The organism is Dactylosporangium sp. CS-033363 (genome assembly GCF_050942475.1).
Lineage (GTDB): Bacteria > Actinomycetota > Actinomycetes > Mycobacteriales > Micromonosporaceae > Dactylosporangium.
Genome location: NZ_CP192032.1, coordinates 7,592,110 through 7,605,728, shown reverse-complemented (window position 1 = coordinate 7,605,728; position 13,619 = coordinate 7,592,110). Strand labels below are relative to the sequence as shown.

Annotated in this window: 13 protein-coding genes and 10 tRNA genes; 15 read left to right on the top strand and 8 right to left on the bottom strand. The window is 72.7% G+C overall.

What is annotated here, in order from left to right; genetic code table 11:
* Nucleotides 1-32 precede the first annotated feature (32 nt).
* From ACQPZ4_RS35230 to ACQPZ4_RS35180, 11 genes are all read left to right on the top strand, one after another.
* A tRNA-Ala gene (locus ACQPZ4_RS35230) sits at nt 33-104 on the top strand.
* A gap of 37 nt (nt 105-141) precedes the next feature.
* Nucleotides 142-216 (top strand) — tRNA-Gly (locus ACQPZ4_RS35225).
* Between the two features lie 14 nt (nt 217-230).
* Nucleotides 231-303 (top strand) — tRNA-Leu (locus tag ACQPZ4_RS35220).
* Nucleotides 304-314: 11 nt separating this feature from the next.
* Nucleotides 315-388, top strand: a tRNA-Glu gene (locus ACQPZ4_RS35215).
* Between the two features lie 4 nt (nt 389-392).
* Nucleotides 393-465, top strand: a tRNA-Lys gene (locus ACQPZ4_RS35210).
* 2 nt (nt 466-467) lie between these two features.
* Nucleotides 468-546, top strand: a tRNA-Met gene (locus tag ACQPZ4_RS35205).
* Between the two features lie 11 nt (nt 547-557).
* A tRNA-Asn gene (locus ACQPZ4_RS35200) sits at nt 558-633 on the top strand.
* A gap of 52 nt (nt 634-685) precedes the next feature.
* Nucleotides 686-768, top strand: a tRNA-Tyr gene (locus ACQPZ4_RS35195).
* A gap of 16 nt (nt 769-784) precedes the next feature.
* Nucleotides 785-858 (top strand) — tRNA-Arg (locus tag ACQPZ4_RS35190).
* 5 nt (nt 859-863) lie between these two features.
* Nucleotides 864-937 (top strand) — tRNA-Cys (locus tag ACQPZ4_RS35185).
* A 134-nt stretch (nt 938-1,071) separates the two neighbouring features.
* The gene (locus tag ACQPZ4_RS35180) at nt 1,072-1,449 is read left to right on the top strand and encodes a hypothetical protein (protein ID WP_433045501.1); all 378 of its coding nucleotides are present in this window, start codon (nt 1,072-1,074) and stop codon (nt 1,447-1,449) included.
* Here the strand turns inward: ACQPZ4_RS35180 and ACQPZ4_RS35175 are convergent.
* From ACQPZ4_RS35175 to ACQPZ4_RS35155, 5 genes are all read right to left on the bottom strand, one after another.
* Nucleotides 1,446-1,943, bottom strand: a complete 498-nt coding sequence (locus ACQPZ4_RS35175) for an LURP-one-related/scramblase family protein (RefSeq protein ID WP_433045498.1) — start codon at nt 1,941-1,943, stop codon at nt 1,446-1,448. The two genes, ACQPZ4_RS35180 and ACQPZ4_RS35175, sit on opposite strands and share 4 nt — an antisense overlap.
* A 53-nt stretch (nt 1,944-1,996) precedes the next feature.
* A complete protein-coding gene (locus tag ACQPZ4_RS35170; RefSeq protein WP_433045495.1) occupies nt 1,997-2,731 on the bottom strand; it encodes a class I SAM-dependent methyltransferase in 735 nt (244 codons plus the stop codon).
* Between the two features lie 256 nt (nt 2,732-2,987).
* Nucleotides 2,988-3,932 (bottom strand): superoxide dismutase, encoded by a 945-nt coding sequence (locus ACQPZ4_RS35165; protein ID WP_433045492.1) that lies wholly within the window; start codon nt 3,930-3,932, stop codon nt 2,988-2,990.
* Nucleotides 3,933-3,965: 33 nt separating this feature from the next.
* Nucleotides 3,966-5,321, bottom strand: coding sequence for a methyl-accepting chemotaxis protein (locus ACQPZ4_RS35160; RefSeq protein WP_433045489.1), 1,356 nt, complete (start codon nt 5,319-5,321; stop codon nt 3,966-3,968).
* 72 nt (nt 5,322-5,393) lie between these two features.
* On the bottom strand, nt 5,394-6,137 hold the full coding sequence (locus ACQPZ4_RS35155; protein ID WP_433045486.1) for a C40 family peptidase: 744 nt from the start codon (nt 6,135-6,137) through the stop codon (nt 5,394-5,396).
* A 275-nt stretch (nt 6,138-6,412) separates the two neighbouring features.
* Here ACQPZ4_RS35155 and ACQPZ4_RS35150 point away from each other — a divergent pair, with 275 nt between their 5' ends.
* Nucleotides 6,413-7,732, top strand: a complete 1,320-nt coding sequence (locus ACQPZ4_RS35150; protein ID WP_433045483.1) for an ABC transporter substrate-binding protein — start codon at nt 6,413-6,415, stop codon at nt 7,730-7,732.
* 24 nt (nt 7,733-7,756) lie between these two features.
* Nucleotides 7,757-9,070 (top strand): diguanylate cyclase domain-containing protein, encoded by a 1,314-nt coding sequence (locus ACQPZ4_RS35145; protein ID WP_433045480.1) that lies wholly within the window; start codon nt 7,757-7,759, stop codon nt 9,068-9,070.
* Between the two features lie 4 nt (nt 9,071-9,074).
* Here ACQPZ4_RS35145 and ACQPZ4_RS35140 read toward each other — a convergent pair whose 3' ends face one another.
* Both ACQPZ4_RS35140 and ACQPZ4_RS35135 read right to left on the bottom strand, forming a co-directional pair.
* The gene (locus ACQPZ4_RS35140; protein WP_433045477.1) at nt 9,075-9,902 is read right to left on the bottom strand and encodes a transglutaminase domain-containing protein; all 828 of its coding nucleotides are present in this window, start codon (nt 9,900-9,902) and stop codon (nt 9,075-9,077) included.
* Between the two features lie 10 nt (nt 9,903-9,912).
* Nucleotides 9,913-10,734 carry a serine hydrolase gene (locus tag ACQPZ4_RS35135; protein ID WP_433045474.1) on the bottom strand — a complete coding sequence of 274 codons (822 nt, stop codon included), beginning with the start codon at nt 10,732-10,734 and terminating at the stop codon, nt 9,913-9,915.
* A gap of 25 nt (nt 10,735-10,759) precedes the next feature.
* Here ACQPZ4_RS35135 and ACQPZ4_RS35130 point away from each other — a divergent pair, with 25 nt between their 5' ends.
* Nucleotides 10,760-11,260, top strand: coding sequence for a hypothetical protein (locus tag ACQPZ4_RS35130; RefSeq protein ID WP_433045471.1), 501 nt, complete (start codon nt 10,760-10,762; stop codon nt 11,258-11,260).
* On the opposite strand, the gene ACQPZ4_RS35125 is transcribed toward ACQPZ4_RS35130, so the two are convergent.
* The gene (locus tag ACQPZ4_RS35125; RefSeq protein ID WP_433045468.1) at nt 11,224-11,844 is read right to left on the bottom strand and encodes a hypothetical protein; all 621 of its coding nucleotides are present in this window, start codon (nt 11,842-11,844) and stop codon (nt 11,224-11,226) included. The genes ACQPZ4_RS35130 and ACQPZ4_RS35125 overlap by 37 nt on opposite strands.
* Before the next feature lie 130 nt (nt 11,845-11,974).
* Here ACQPZ4_RS35125 and ACQPZ4_RS35120 point away from each other — a divergent pair, with 130 nt between their 5' ends.
* On the top strand, nt 11,975-13,612 hold the full coding sequence (locus ACQPZ4_RS35120) for a hypothetical protein (RefSeq protein ID WP_433045465.1): 1,638 nt from the start codon (nt 11,975-11,977) through the stop codon (nt 13,610-13,612).
* Nucleotides 13,613-13,619 lie beyond the last annotated feature (7 nt).

Sequence of the window (13,619 nt, the reverse complement as noted above, 5' to 3'; positions counted from 1 at the left end):
GCCGCGGGCTTTGTTTCTCGCCGGCGGTCCATGGGCTTGTGGCGCAGTGGTAGCGCATCGGTCTGGCAGACCGAGGGTCAGCGGTTCGAATCCGCTCAGGTCCACGGGGCGCCCCCGGGGGGATTTTCGGGGCGCCTCCACGCGGTTGTAGCTCAGTCCGGCCAGAGCGCCGCCTCGCCATGGCGGAGGCCCCGGGTTCGAATCCCGGCTGCCGCTCGTGTGTTTTGTGAGCCCTCGTAGCCCAACGGCAGAGGCACGACGTTGAGGACGTCGACGGTGCGCGTTCGAATCGCGCCGGGGGCACGCATGTGTGTGGCGCGGTGGACGAATGGGAGAGTCACCGGATTTTCACTCCGGAACGTTGCGGGTTCGAGTCCCGTCCGCGCTTCGACGTGCCGCTAGCTCAACTGGTAGAGCAGCCGGCTCTTAACCGGCTTGTTCGGGGTTCAAGTCCCCGGCGGCGCACTTGCAGGGTGGAGGAGTTCGGTCGTCCTCGCTGGTCTCATAAGCCAGAAAGCGCGGGTTCGAATCCCGCCCCTGCGTCCACGTATCTCCGTTCCGATGTCGCCCAACCGGCAGGGCAGACGGCTGTTACCCGTCCAGGTCCCGGTTCGAATCCGGGCATCGGAGCCACACCCACCGACGGGATCGGCCCGGACCACGGGGGCCGGCCGGTCCCGTCCTCGCGGGCGCGCCGACGTTGGAGAGTCGGGGCTGGCTGTAAACCAGTTGCCACGCGCTGAGGGGGTTCGAATCCCTCCGCCCGCACGTTTCCCCTCATCTTGCCTTCGTAGCTCAGCGGACGAGAGTGCCGGTTTCCGAAACCGGAGGTCGCTGGTTCGAGTCCAGCCGGAGGCACGCAGGGCCGTATGCCCGAGCAGGTTCAAGGGGCGCGACTGCAAATCGCGACATGCCGGTTCGAATCCGGCTGCGGCCTCTCCCGCACCGCGTTGTGCCATCCACTGTGGATCCATTGCCCCGCAGGCGGAGCGTCGGCTGCTCGGCCGCCCCTCATAAGGGCGGAGTGCCCGGATCGACACCGGGGCCTGCGACCTTGCGTATGCTGCGCCGATGGCGCGCTTTCAGCTCGACCCCGACCCGGCCTGGGACCTCTGCGAGGACCGGGACGGCGTGCTGACCGTCGAGCTCTCCTGGCTGCCCGACGGCCTCGCCGCCCGCTTGACCGAGATCGTGGCGAGCCCGGCCCTCGTGGCCGAGCTGACCGCGGCCGGGCTGACCGGGTTCTCCACGGCGCCCGCGGCCGGGTACTTCCGGGAGGACAGCTTCGTCGAGCCGGGCACCGCGCCGCCGGAGCTGGTGCGGCTGGTGCCGGGGGCCGACCCGGGCGCGGACTTCGCCTACGTCGAGCGGGCCGGCCTCACCGTCAGCGAACGGGCCCTGCAGATCCTCCGCGCCCACTGCCGCCGCCTGGAGGCGACGGAGCTCTAGTCCTTGTCGTCCTCTTTCTTCTCGCGCTGGATGGCGAGTTCGAGGGCGAGGACGGCGCAGAGGATCAACAGGTGGTTCTCGCCGTCGGCGATGTTGATGGCGTAGCTGTCGCGGATGCTCAGCCAGCGCTTCGAGACCGTGGCCACCTCGCGGTCGCCGCGTTCCACCGTGAACTCGTGGTCGAAGAGGTCGCCGGACATCGTGAGGTCGTCCGGGCCCGGCACGTCGATGGTGAACTTCTCGCGGAACGGCGTGAAGAGCTTCTTGCGGACCTCGCCCGCCTCCTCGCCGCCGATTTCGATCTGGTACGTCGGGCGCAGCGCGATGAGCTTGCGATGCACGGAGGCGACCTCGTTGCCGGACGGGTCCTCGATGACGAGCTTGTCCCGCAGGCTCAGCACCTTGCCGTCGACGTGCAGGACCTTGCGCCCGTGGTCGTCGGTGACGTCGAAGTCGTCCCCGATGTCGAAGAAGCGCTCCTTGATGACATACATGCCGTCAATTGTCCGCCCAGGACGCCAGTCACGCCCGGCGAGCAAAAAGCCGGTCACGCCCGGCGAGCCAGCACGAGGAAGCCCCGCAGGTTCAGGACCGTGCCGCCGCCGAGGTCGGCCAGGGTCGCGGTCAGGAGTTCGAGGAGGTGCTCCTGCAAGGCGGGGGGCTTGGCGCGGAACGGGCCGAAGGTGCGCACGAGGCGCAGATATTCAGCAGCCTTCATCGGTACCGTCCGGCTCGACTGGATGTCGCGCACGTCGGTCCACAGCCCCGAGTCGAGGACGTCGTGGTGGACCCAGTCATCGGGCCGTACCAGAAAAGGGGTCTCGTCGACCGAACTGAAGGCCCGGTCGAACGCCTTCTGGTGCGCGGGGTCGGCGTAGTCGTAGCGGTGGCCGAAGACGGCGAGCGTGCCGCCGGGCCGCAGGGCGTCGAACGCGAGGCGGTTGCGGCGGGCCGGGTCCAGCCAGTGCCAGGCGAGCGCGCACCCGACGACGTCGGCCGGGCCGGCGGCCGCGTCCTCGAACGGCGCGACGATCACGTGCGCGGCCGGGTACGACGAGCGCAGCAGGGCCGCCATCCGCGGGTCGGGCTCGACGCAGGTGAGCCGTCCGCCGAGAGCGGCCAGGATCGCGGTGCCCTTGCCGGTGCCGGCGCCGATCTCCAGCACGTCCTGCGGGTCGCGGCCGTGATAGGCCGCGATCGTGTCCGCCATTTCCGGTGCGTACCCGGGCCGCGCGTCCTCGTAGACGTCGGCCACTTCCCCGAACTGCCTGCCCTCAGCCACGTTGTCAACGATCTCATGGATGGCAGAAACCGGGCGGACGGGCGAGGACGGGCACGAATCGCGCGCCCTGGCGTGACGGCATCGTCTCGGGAGGTCATCGTCGGCACGCTGCGGATGGTGCGCGCGTTCGCGCCGATCCTGAAGGCCGGCGGCGGCGGCCCAGCAGGCGAAGGCGGCCCTGGCCCTGGACGTCCGGCTGGTGTACCCGCAGCTGACCTGAAAAAGCCGCCGCCGCGAGAAGCGGCGGCGGCACAGATCAGAACGCGGCGATGGCGTTGGCCGTGTAGACCGTGTCCGCCGCCGGGGGCGTGGTGAAGCGGGCGTTGGGCAGGTACAGCCGGTGCCCGAACTGCGCGATCGTCGTCGGCACGTCGAAGCGCGGGTCGGTGCGCTCGGCCCGCACCCGGCCCGTCGTGCCGGCCCGGTTGAGCTCGACCGCGACGACCTTGTTGTCGCGGTTCTGCACGACGTAGAGGGTGCGCCCGGAGAGCCACAGCCCGTCGCCGTTGACGAACGTGCGGTCGCCGGTGTCGATGCGCCTGGTCGCGCCGGTGCGCGGGTCGATGCGGAACAGCAAGCCGGTGTTGGACTGCACCGCGATCAGCGCCCGGCCGTCGGGCGTGGCGGCGATGCCGTTGAGGTTGTTGACGCCGGGCGTGAGCACGAAGTCGCCGGTGAGGGCGAGCGTGCTGAACGACTTCGGCAGCTCGCCGCGCCGGCCGGTGCTCACCTTGTACAGCACGGCCTGCCGCGAGTCGGTGAAGTACGCGGCGCCGTCGAGCAGGATCACGTCGTTGACGAACGTGGTGTCCGTCGTGAACTTGTAGGAGGCGAGCACCTTGCCGCCGCGGGTGTCCACGACGCGGGCGTCGCCGCCGCCCCCGCCGGCCACGAAGAGCCGGCCGCGGCCGTCGGTCTTCATGCCCAGCGAGGCGGTGCCGACCGCCGGGCTGAGCTGGGCGCCGGCCCCGCTGACGAGGTTGACGCGGTAGATCCGCCCGTCGGCGCGGGAGCCGAAGTAGGCGAACGGGCCGGGCCCGATCGCGATCCCCTCCGGCTGGAACCCGGCGGGCAGGTTCAGGGTCGTCGGCAGCGGGCGGTCCGCTCCCGAGGCGTTCGCCGCGGCCGGGCCGGCCAGCAGCGTGGCCGTGATCGCGGCGGCCAGGGTCAGCACGACGGTCACTCGTCGATATACGGTCATGTCTAGTAGATACCCCCGCGAGCTGGGAACGGTTCAGGCCGCGCCGACGATGAACCTTCGAATGCGCTCGACGACGCCGTCCGGCGGCCGCAGGAACTGCACCCGCACCTCGGTCAGGTCGTCGCGGTGCACGACGTGCATGATCTGGGCGTGGGCCCGCACCGGCGCGCCCGCCACGTCGAGCTCGACGATCACGGTGTCGCCGGGTTGTACGGGTACCGCATCCGCCGCCTCGCACCGCAGCCCGCCGGTGCTGAGGTCGAGCATGCGCGCGGTCACGAACGCCGAGCCGCCGTCGACGCCGAGGCGCACCGGGCCCGAGGTGGCGATCCGCTCGGCGTTGCGCCGCTCCAGCCGCTCGGTCAGCGCCGACATGGCGTGGATGCGCTCGCGGGTCTCGCCGACCCGGCCGGTGAGCCGCTCGACGGTCGCGTGCTGGTCGTCGGCGACGGTGTGCAGCACGGCGGTCGCCTCGCCGATCCCGCCGACCCCGGCCACCATGGCCCGGATCGTGCCGGCCATCTGCGCCGCGTTGCGCTCCAGCTCGGCCAGGACCGCCGCGATCCGCTCGGTCGACTCGGCGGTGCTGCCGGCCAGCTCCTTGACCTCGTTGGCCACGACGGTGAAGCCGCGCCCGGCCGCCCCGGCCCTTGCCGCCTCGATCGTCGCGTTGAGCGCCAGCAGCCGGGTCTGCGCCGCGATGCCGGCGATGAGCTGGGTGGTGCCCTCGACCTGGCGCAGGCTCTCGCCGAGCGCTTCCACGACCCGCTCGGCCTCCCCGGCCCGCTCGACCACGGACGCGGTGGCCCGGTCGGCGGCGCCGACCCGCTCCTCGATGGTGCGCGCGGCCAGCCGGACCTCGCCGACCTGGGCGACCACGTCCTCGAGCTCGGCGGTGATCGCCCCGACCGACTCGTCGACGATGTCCTGGGCCTGCTCCCGCAGCCGGCGCTGGCCCTCGCGCTGCTGCTCGAAGCTCGCGTGCAGTTGTTCCTCGCGGACGTGGCGGGCCCGGCGCTGCCGCTCGTCGCGCTCGGCCAGGCGGTGCCGGGCGCCGTCGAGGGTACGGCCGACATCCCCGAACTCGTCCCGCCCGGCCGGGAGCGCGGCGGGGGAGAGCTCGCCCTCGGCGCTCGCGGTGATCGCGGCGGCGGCGAGGCGGGCGTCGCGGCGGGTGCCCCACCGCACGGCCAGGGCGAACCAGGCGGCCAGGAGCGTGCACCCGGCGGTGACGGCGAGCCCGGGGCCGCGCTCGCCGGTCGCGAACGGGGTGGCCAGGGCGGGCACGAGCGGTACCAGCAGGACAACCGCCAACCGGGAACCCGTGCGCATCCGGTCGGACAGCCACAGGACCGGCGCGAGGAGCGCGGGCCTGCGCAATCCGCTCATATCGGGCTGATCGGTCCGGCCGGGCACGCTTCTGAGAAGAAATGCCCGGCCGGGCGCGATCGGGGAGAGCGCCTACAGGAAGCGGTAGGCGGTGCCGCCGCGGACCGGTGCCACCCGGATGCCCGCCGACGGGTTCGCGGCCTCGACCATCTTGCCGCCGCCCAGGTAGATGGCGACGTGGCCCGAGGTGTGGATGACGTCCCCCGGCATCCACTGACCCGCGGGCACCTGACGGCCGCGGGCGGCGATCTGCTCGCTCTGGTGCGGCAGCTTGATGCCGACCTTGGCGTACGCGGCCATCACCAGGCCGCTGCAGTCGTACGAGCCGGGGCCGGACGCGGCGTACACGTACGGCTTGCCGACCTGGGCGAGCGCGAAGTTCACCACGGTGCCGGCGGCCCCGGACGGGGGAGCCACGTTCGACGTCGTGGTTGTCGATTTCTTGGACGAAGACGACGACGTGGACTTCTTCGTAGAGGTCGTCTTGGCGGGCGTTTTCGTCACGACCGGCGCGGGCGGCGGCGGTGGCGTCGCGGCGTCGCGTTGCGAGGCGGCGAGCTTGACGAAGGTCTCGCGGTGGGCACGGTCGGCGCGCTCGTAGGCGGCGAGCAGGCGCTCCTGCTCGGCGAGCGTCGGAGCGGGCGAGCCGGCCGGGGCCGCCTCGGTCTGCTCCGTCTGCGACGACGGTGCGGGTTGGGCCGCGGCGGCGGAGGGGCCGAGCCAGACGGCGGACAGGGCAAGGGCTGCGGTGCCTGCTGCAATGCGGTGCAGCGGCTGGCGTGCGTTCAGTTCGGCTCCAGCGACGGCCCGGTGCACTCTCGCGTGTCTCGGGTGGAGGTTCCGCCGTGGTGGCCGGAGCTGACCCGAAGTACCGGGCTAAACGGACATTGCGGTAGACCGGCCCCGGGTGGGGCCGTTGGCGACGCTAGGCCGGTTGCGGCGCGGTCACGAACAGTCGTGACATTCCTCACCACCTATCTCACCCACTGATGGGCGGGTATCGACCGATATGTCCGTACCGACCGGACAACCTTTTTCGGCCGTTCGGGCGTCAAAGGTTTCCGGGCGATTTGCACGCATATGCTGCCTTCATGGGGTTTCCGCGAGCGGCCGCCGTGGTCGCGGCCGCCGCGCTGCTGGCCGCCTGCGCCGGCACCGACGCCGGCAGCCCCGCCGCCGACCCCGCCTGCGGCGCGTTCGCCCAGTTCCAGGGCCATCGGGGGACCACGGTCACGGTCAGCTCCTCGATCCGCGGCGTCGAGGCCGACAAGCTCGTCAAGGCCTGGGAGACGTTCCAGACCTGCACCGGCATCACGGTCGACTACACCGGCCGGGACGACTTCGAGACCGCCCTGGCCGGCGAGGCGGCCGCCGGGCGCGCCCCCGACGTCGCGCTCTTCCCGCAGCCGGGCCTGCTCGCCGCCATGGCCCGCACCGGTCGCCTGAAGGCCGCGCCCGAGGCCGTCGCCGCGAGCGTCGACAAGTACTACCCGGCCGACTGGAAGCGCTACGGCACCGTCGACGGCGTCCTCTACGGCACCCCGCTGGACGGCAACGTCAAGAGCCTCGTGTGGTACTCCCCGAAGTACTTCGCCGAGCGCGGCTACGCCGTCCCGCAGACCTGGGCCGCCCTGCTCGCCCTCAGCGACCGCATCGCCGCCACCGGGGTGAAGCCGTGGTGCGCCGGCATCGAGTCCGGCGGCGCCACCGGCTGGCCCGCCACCGACTGGCTCGAGGACACCCTGCTGCGCACCGCCGGCCCCGACGTCTACGACCAGTGGGTCGAGCACCGCATCCCGTTCGACGACCCGCGGGTCGCCGCCGCCCTGGACAAGGCGGGCGCGATCCTGCGCAACCCGAAGTACGTCAACGGCGGCTTCGGCGGCGTCGGGTCCATCGCCACCACCGCGTACCAGGACAGCGGCCTGCCGATCCTGCAACGCCAGTGCGCGCTGCACCGCCAGGCGTCGTTCTACACCAGCTTCTGGCCCGCCAACGCGACCATCGCCGAGGACGGCGACCTCTACGCCTTCTACCTGCCGCCGATCGACCCCGCCGCCGGAAGGCCCGTGCTGGGGGCCGGAGTCTTCGCGGGGGCGTTCACGGACCGGCCCGAAGTGCAGACCCTGCGCCTGTACCTCACGACGCCCGACTTCGCCGACCGCCGGGCCCGCACCGCCGGCATCGTCAGCCCCAACAATGGCCTCGACCGGGACGTGCTCACGACCCCGATCGAGCAGCTCGCCGCCGGCCTGCTCGCCGACCCCGGGGTCACCTTCCGCTTCGACGGCTCCGACCAGATGCCGGCCGCCGTCGGCGCCGGCACGTTCTGGGCCGGCATGACCGACTGGATCAACGGCGCGGACACCGCTACCGTCCTGCACCGCATCGAGACCGGCTGGCCGGCTTGATCGCGTGCTCCGGGTGCCGATGACGTGAAGGTGTTGAGACGCGCGCGGCGGCGGGTGGCGGATCTGCGGATCGCCACCAAGATCGTCAGCGTGTCCCTGGTCGTCACCGCGATCTTCACCGCGTCCGGCGTCGTCGGCCTGCTCAACCTGCGCCGGCTCGTCGCCGAGCAGGACCGCGAGTACCGCGTCAACGTCGTTGCCCTGGACCGCATGACCACCGTGCGCTCCGCCGTCGGCGCCCAGCTCGAGGCCGTGCTCGCCTACATCCTGTCCGACCCCGGCTTCTACCGCGACACCTACGCCGAGGTCATCGTCGACTCCGACCGCGACATCGACGCCCGCATCGCGGAGCTGCGCGCCATCGCCCTGCCGCAGAGCGAGCGCTCCGGCCTCAAGGCGTTCGCGGCCACCATCACCATGTGGCGCACCGCCCGCCAGGCCGCCCTCGACGCCGCCGACGCCGGCGACCGGCAGAAGGCCGCGACCGTCGTGCTGGTGCGCTCCGAGGCCATCGCCCGCGCCGTGAAGGACCGCGCCAACGCCTTCCTCGACCAGCTCGTCGAGGCCGTCGCCGACGGCGCCCGGCGGGCCAAGGCCAACGGCATCCGCAACACCCAGATCACCGCCGGGCTGCTCGCCGCCGGCGCCCTGACCGCGATCCTGCTCGCCGTGCTCACCGCCCGGGCCATCTCCCGGCCGCTGCGCGAGGTCGTCGACGTCCTGGCCCGCGTCGCCCGCGGCGACCTGAGCCGCCGCGTCGAGCTCGACCGCGGCGACGAGGTCGGCCAGATGGGCCGCTCCCTGAACGAGACCCTCGGCGTGCTGCGGGCCGCGTTCGAGGAGGTCCACCACCGGGCCTCCCATGACGGGCTCACCGGCCTGGCCAACCGCGCCCTGCTGCGCGAGCGGATCGGGGATGCCCGGCCGAATGCCGTACAGGGGCTGCCGGTGGCCGTGCTCATCGTCGACCTCGACGGCTTCAAACAGGTCAACGACGCCTACGGCCACAACGCCGGCGACTTCCTGCTCACCGTCGTCGCCGAGCGGCTCGTGGCGGGCGTGCGCCCCGCCGACACCGTGGCCCGCCTCGGCGGCGACGAGTTCGCCGTCCTGCTCGACGGGGTCGCCTCGGCCGAGGACGTCTACCTCGTCGCCGACCGGCTCTGCACCGACCTGCAGGAGCCGGCCGTGTTCCGCCCCGACTGCGTCATCACCCCGCGCGCGAGCATCGGCGTGAGCCTGTGGGACGGCGAGGTCCCGATCGACGCCCTCATGCACGACGCCGACCAGGCCATGTACGCCGCCAAGACCGGCGGCAAGGGCCGCGTGGTGTTCTAGCGCCTCAGATCGAGACCCAGCCGTCGAAGCCGCTGGGGGACATGCAGTGCACGCGGTTGGCCAGGCGCAGCGAGGGATCGGTCTCGTACCGCTTGGCCAGCGTCCGCTCCGCGTCGAGGTCCCCGCGGTCGGCGGACAGCAGCAGCTCGGCCAGCTCGTCCGCGGTCCGGTCGGTGATCGCGCCCCACTGGTCCCACAGCAGCGCCTCGTCGCACTGCCGGTGCGCGACCTCGAGCAGCACCGAGTCGAGCAGGAACTGGTGCCCGCGGAACGGCAGCGCCGGATCGACCCCGTACCGGTCCGCGTCGATCAGCCCCCGCCGGTGCGCCGTCCACGCCTGCGCCGCCGTGATGAACTGCGGCACGTCGGCCGTGTCGAACGGATAGTCCTCCGGCTCCAGCTGCGCGTCGGCGAGCACCCAGCGCCGGCCGTTCCAGTACTCGGCCACGACGTGGTCGTAGTTCCAGTCGTCGGCGAAGTACGGCGAGAACCCGACCCGGCTGCGCGCCGGAACCTGCCGCTGCCGCAGCGCCGCCACCGTGAGCAGCGTGAAGTCCCGGCAGCACCCGAGCACCCGCTCCGCCACCGGCCGTTGCGCGGCAAGCGGCCCGGGAAACCGCTCCTGGTCCCGCTCGAGCATCCGCGACACCCACCGCGAGTCGATCTCCGCCAGCCGCGACCCGTCGAACGCGATCCCCGAGGCCCGGTAATGCACCACCACGTTGCGGACGGTGGCCATGAGCTCGGGGAGCCCGTCGGGCAGGCCGTCGAGGAGGTCCCCGAACGGGCCGGGGTCGCTGAAGCGCGACTGCTCGCGGTACCGCTGCAACATAGCTCCGAACCTAGCAACTTTCGATGAGGATCCGCCCTAACGCGGCGTGGGCGGTGACGGCCGGGTGGGTTGGGCCGTAGTCGTCGGCGGCGGGCAGGGCGTCGGCGAAGAGGCTGTAGATCAGGGCGGGGGTGCCGTCCTCGGCGAACACGATGCCCGCCTCGTGCCGGGCCGCGCCGCGCGCATCGTGGTCGGCGCCGTGCTTCGTCGCGACCCGGGTGCGGGCGGGGCCGGGGAGATCGTGGCGTACACCATCGTGATAGCCGGACGGCGAGCGCAGGACGCTCAGCAGGAACGCGCTGCTCGCCGTGCTCAGCAGGCTGCCCGTGGCCAGGCGGGTGAGCAGGTCGTGGGTCTCGCGGGCGGTGGTGTCGCCGAGGAGGAAGCGGGCCGGGTCGGCGGTGGGCGCGACGCGGGTGCGGGCGAACCCCAGCGAGGCGAGGATCTCGTTGATCTCCGGGGCGGGGACGAGGCGGCCGCACAGGCGCACGGCGGTGTTGTCCGAGACCAGCAGCAGGGCCGTGAGGACGCCGGCGACGGTGAGCTGGTCGCCGTGGACGGGCTGGAGGTGGTACAGGCCGCTGCCGCCGAGGATGTCGGTGCGGCCGAGCGTGAGGCGGCGCGCCAGGTCGAGCTCGCCGCGGTCGGACTTGGCCAGCAGGGCGGCGGCGAGGAAGAGCTTCTGGATGCTGTACCCCTTGACGGCCCGCTCGTCATCCCGCGCGACGACGACCGTGGCGCCGCGGGTGATCCGGGCGTGCCAGTCGCCGCCCGCGCGGGTCGTGAGGCGGGTGTACGCGCGGCGGATGCGCGTGACGCTGGGAAGGGCCACCAGCCGGAGTCTAGGGTTTCCAGCCATGGACGTTGCCGAGGCGCTGCGGGCTCACCTGGACCGGCTGGTGTTCGCCGACCGCGGCACCGACGAGGTCACCGAGCTGCTCATCGCCGCGACCGTCGACTGGGCGGTGGGGGAGGGCTGGCGGGCGTACCGGCGGGCGGCGAGCGTGGTGCCGCTGCCCCCGCCGTACGAGCAGCAGTTCTCGGTCGTCGACGTCGGGATCGCCCGGCCCTCGGCGGCGCCGCTCGTCGTCGAGGTCGACCACGCCGACCGGCGGCGGACGCTCGACAAGCTCGCGGCGGAGGCGGCGGCGGGGCGCGAGGCGCTGTGGGTGCGGTGGGGGACGGGGCGGTTCGCGGTACCGGAGCGGCCTGTTCGGCTTGTGGCTTTTCAGGTCATCTCCCGGCGCGGGCCGTCGGGGTCGCGGGTCCACTCGCACACGGCCGAGCGGCCGGCGCCTGAGCACTCCGCGCCGGACGGAGACTACCGGGTCGTGCCGATCGAGGGCGAGGCGGACTGAGCCTGGTAGAGCTGCTCGAAGATCGGCATCGGGTCGAGCGTGGCGTAGGAGCGCACGCGCGTCGCGGTGTAGTCGGAGACGACCAGGGCCGCGCAGTTGCGGTCCACGACGATGACGAGCGGCCGGCGCTGCGTGCGCGGCTCGAACGTGATCACGAAGCTCAGCTGCGTCGGGAACGCGATGCGCAGGCAGGCCTGGTTGGTCTCGGGCGCGGGCAGGCTGTTGAGCAGCTGCGTGAAGCTCTCGAGGTCCCGGGTGAGCACCTCCGGCGGCGCCGTGGTGGGTGACGGCGTCTCGAAGGCGGTGTCGCACCGGGTCACGGTGTTGGCGCCGTAGGGCACGAACTCGCCGCCCGAGTCGGCGGGGAGGATTCCGGTGTCGTACCGCGGAATCGTCGAACAGTCCACCGCCTGCGACCCGGGCCCGGACACCACCGGCGACGGATAGGCCGACGGCGGCTCCATCGACGGCGATGCGGACGGGTCGATCGGCGGCGGCAGCCCCACGGCCTGTCGCGCCGCCACCGCCGCGACCCCGATGACGGCCACGGCGGCGACCAGGATGATCGCGAGCTTGGTACGCATGGCACTACGCAGTGTAGTCGCGCTGCGGGTAAGACGTCGTGGAAACAGCGGAAGGTTGCCCCGCGGCGGCAACTGTCGGTGATCGGACCTGACCGATGGACGACAGCGGGCGTACCCCAGAATTGCCCGGGTGAGCCCGACGCCCACGGTGACCATTCCCCGTCAGCGGACCGCCGGACCCGTCCCACCACCCGCGCGTGCGCGCAGCCCGTTCGTCGTCTGGGGCCTGCTCGCGAGCGCCGTGGCGGTGCTGCTGCTGGGCTACCTGCGCATCGCCCGCGCCAACGCCACCAACGCCGACGGCGCGGCCAACGCGCTGCAGGCCGCGGACATCCTGCACGGCAACGTCCTGTTGTCGGGCTGGTCCCTCAGCGACGTCTCGTTCTTTCCGACCGAGCTGCTCCAGTACTCCCTGATCGAACTCGTCTACGGCCTGAACCCCGACGTCGTGCACGTCGCGGCGGCCTCGACGTACGTGCTGCTGATCGTCTTCGCGGCGCTGGCGGCCCGGGGTTCGGCGACGGGCGCGGCCGCGTGGGGCCGGGCGGCGCTCGTGGTGGCCGCGATGCTGGTCCCGGAGCCGCACGCCGGCTGGTCGATCGTCCTGAACACGCCCGACCACACCGGTACGGGCGTGCCGCTGCTCGTCGCCGCCCTGCTGATCGACCACCGGGGCGTGCTGGGGCGCCGGTGGCCGGCGGTGGTGACGGCCCTGCTGGTCGTGGCGCAGATGGGCGATCCGCTCGCGATGTACATCGGCGCGCTGCCGCTGGCGGTGGTGAGCGCGTTCCGGGCCGTTCGCGGGAGCTCGTCGCGGGTCGTGGACCTGCACCTGCTGGTGGCGGCGGTGTCGTCGGCGGCGATCGCGCACGCGGCGGTGGCGCTGATCGGGCGGTTCGGCGGGTACCAGGTGCATCCGCCGATCGCCGAGTTCACGACGTGGGCCGACGTGCCCGACCACCTGCGGATGCTGGCCCGCACGGTGGCGGTCGACTGGGGCGCGTACTTCCCGTACCTCGGCGGCGACGAGGCCTTCGTGACGTCGGTGAACTACGCCGCGGGGGCGGTGAAGCTGCTGCTGATGCTCGCCGCGCCGGCCGCCCTGGCGATCACGGTGGCGGGCCTGCTGCGGCGGCGGCTCGCGGAGGACCGCACGGGGCAGTGGCTGGCGGCGGCGATCACGGTCAACCTGGCGGCGTTCGTGGCCTCGACGCAGGCGGCGGACATGGCCAGCGCGCGCCAGGTCGTGGCGGTGCTGCCGTTCGGCGCGGTGCTGGCGGGCCGGGTGTTCGGCGACCGGCTCGGGGCGCTGTTCAGCACCCGCGTGGCGGTCCGCGCCGTGGCCGGCGCCCTGGCCACGGTGCTGCTCACCGCGTTCGCGGTGCAGGTGGCGATCGCGAAGCCGGCCCCGCCGGAGGCCGCGGCGGCGGCGGCCTGGCTGGAGGCCCACGACCTGCACTACGGCGTCGGCGCGTACTGGGCCTCGCATACCGTCACGGTCGCCACCGACGGCCGGGTCCGGGTCGCCCCCATCGTCGACCAGGTCCCGCGCGCCTTCCACTGGGAGTCACGCGCCGAGTGGTTCGACCCTCGCCGCCACGACGCCCGCTTCGTGATCGTTGACCGCGAGCTGGAGCACTACGGCACCCTCAGCGGCGTGGTGATCCGCCTGGGCCCGCCGATCCAGCAGGTCGACCTGCAGCGGTGGACGATTCTCGTGTACGACCACAACATCCTCGAGCACCTGCCGCGCCACCAACGGCCCTGAGCCGGAG

Excerpts from the sequence above, each read along its gene's own strand:
- ACQPZ4_RS35180 (WP_433045501.1), top strand. The coding sequence starts at position 1,072 with ATGGCGCGCTTTCAGCTCGACCCCGACCCGGCCTGGGACCTCTGCGAG.
- ACQPZ4_RS35160 (WP_433045489.1), bottom strand. The coding sequence starts at position 5,321 with ATGAGCGGATTGCGCAGGCCCGCGCTCCTCGCGCCGGTCCTGTGGCTG.
- ACQPZ4_RS35130 (WP_433045471.1), top strand. The coding sequence starts at position 10,760 with ATGGACGTTGCCGAGGCGCTGCGGGCTCACCTGGACCGGCTGGTGTTC.
- ACQPZ4_RS35175 (WP_433045498.1), bottom strand. The coding sequence starts at position 1,943 with ATGTATGTCATCAAGGAGCGCTTCTTCGACATCGGGGACGACTTCGAC.
- ACQPZ4_RS35165 (WP_433045492.1), bottom strand. The coding sequence starts at position 3,932 with ATGACCGTATATCGACGAGTGACCGTCGTGCTGACCCTGGCCGCCGCG.
- ACQPZ4_RS35150 (WP_433045483.1), top strand. The coding sequence starts at position 6,413 with ATGGGGTTTCCGCGAGCGGCCGCCGTGGTCGCGGCCGCCGCGCTGCTG.
- ACQPZ4_RS35140 (WP_433045477.1), bottom strand. The coding sequence starts at position 9,902 with ATGTTGCAGCGGTACCGCGAGCAGTCGCGCTTCAGCGACCCCGGCCCG.
- ACQPZ4_RS35125 (WP_433045468.1), bottom strand. The coding sequence starts at position 11,844 with ATGCGTACCAAGCTCGCGATCATCCTGGTCGCCGCCGTGGCCGTCATC.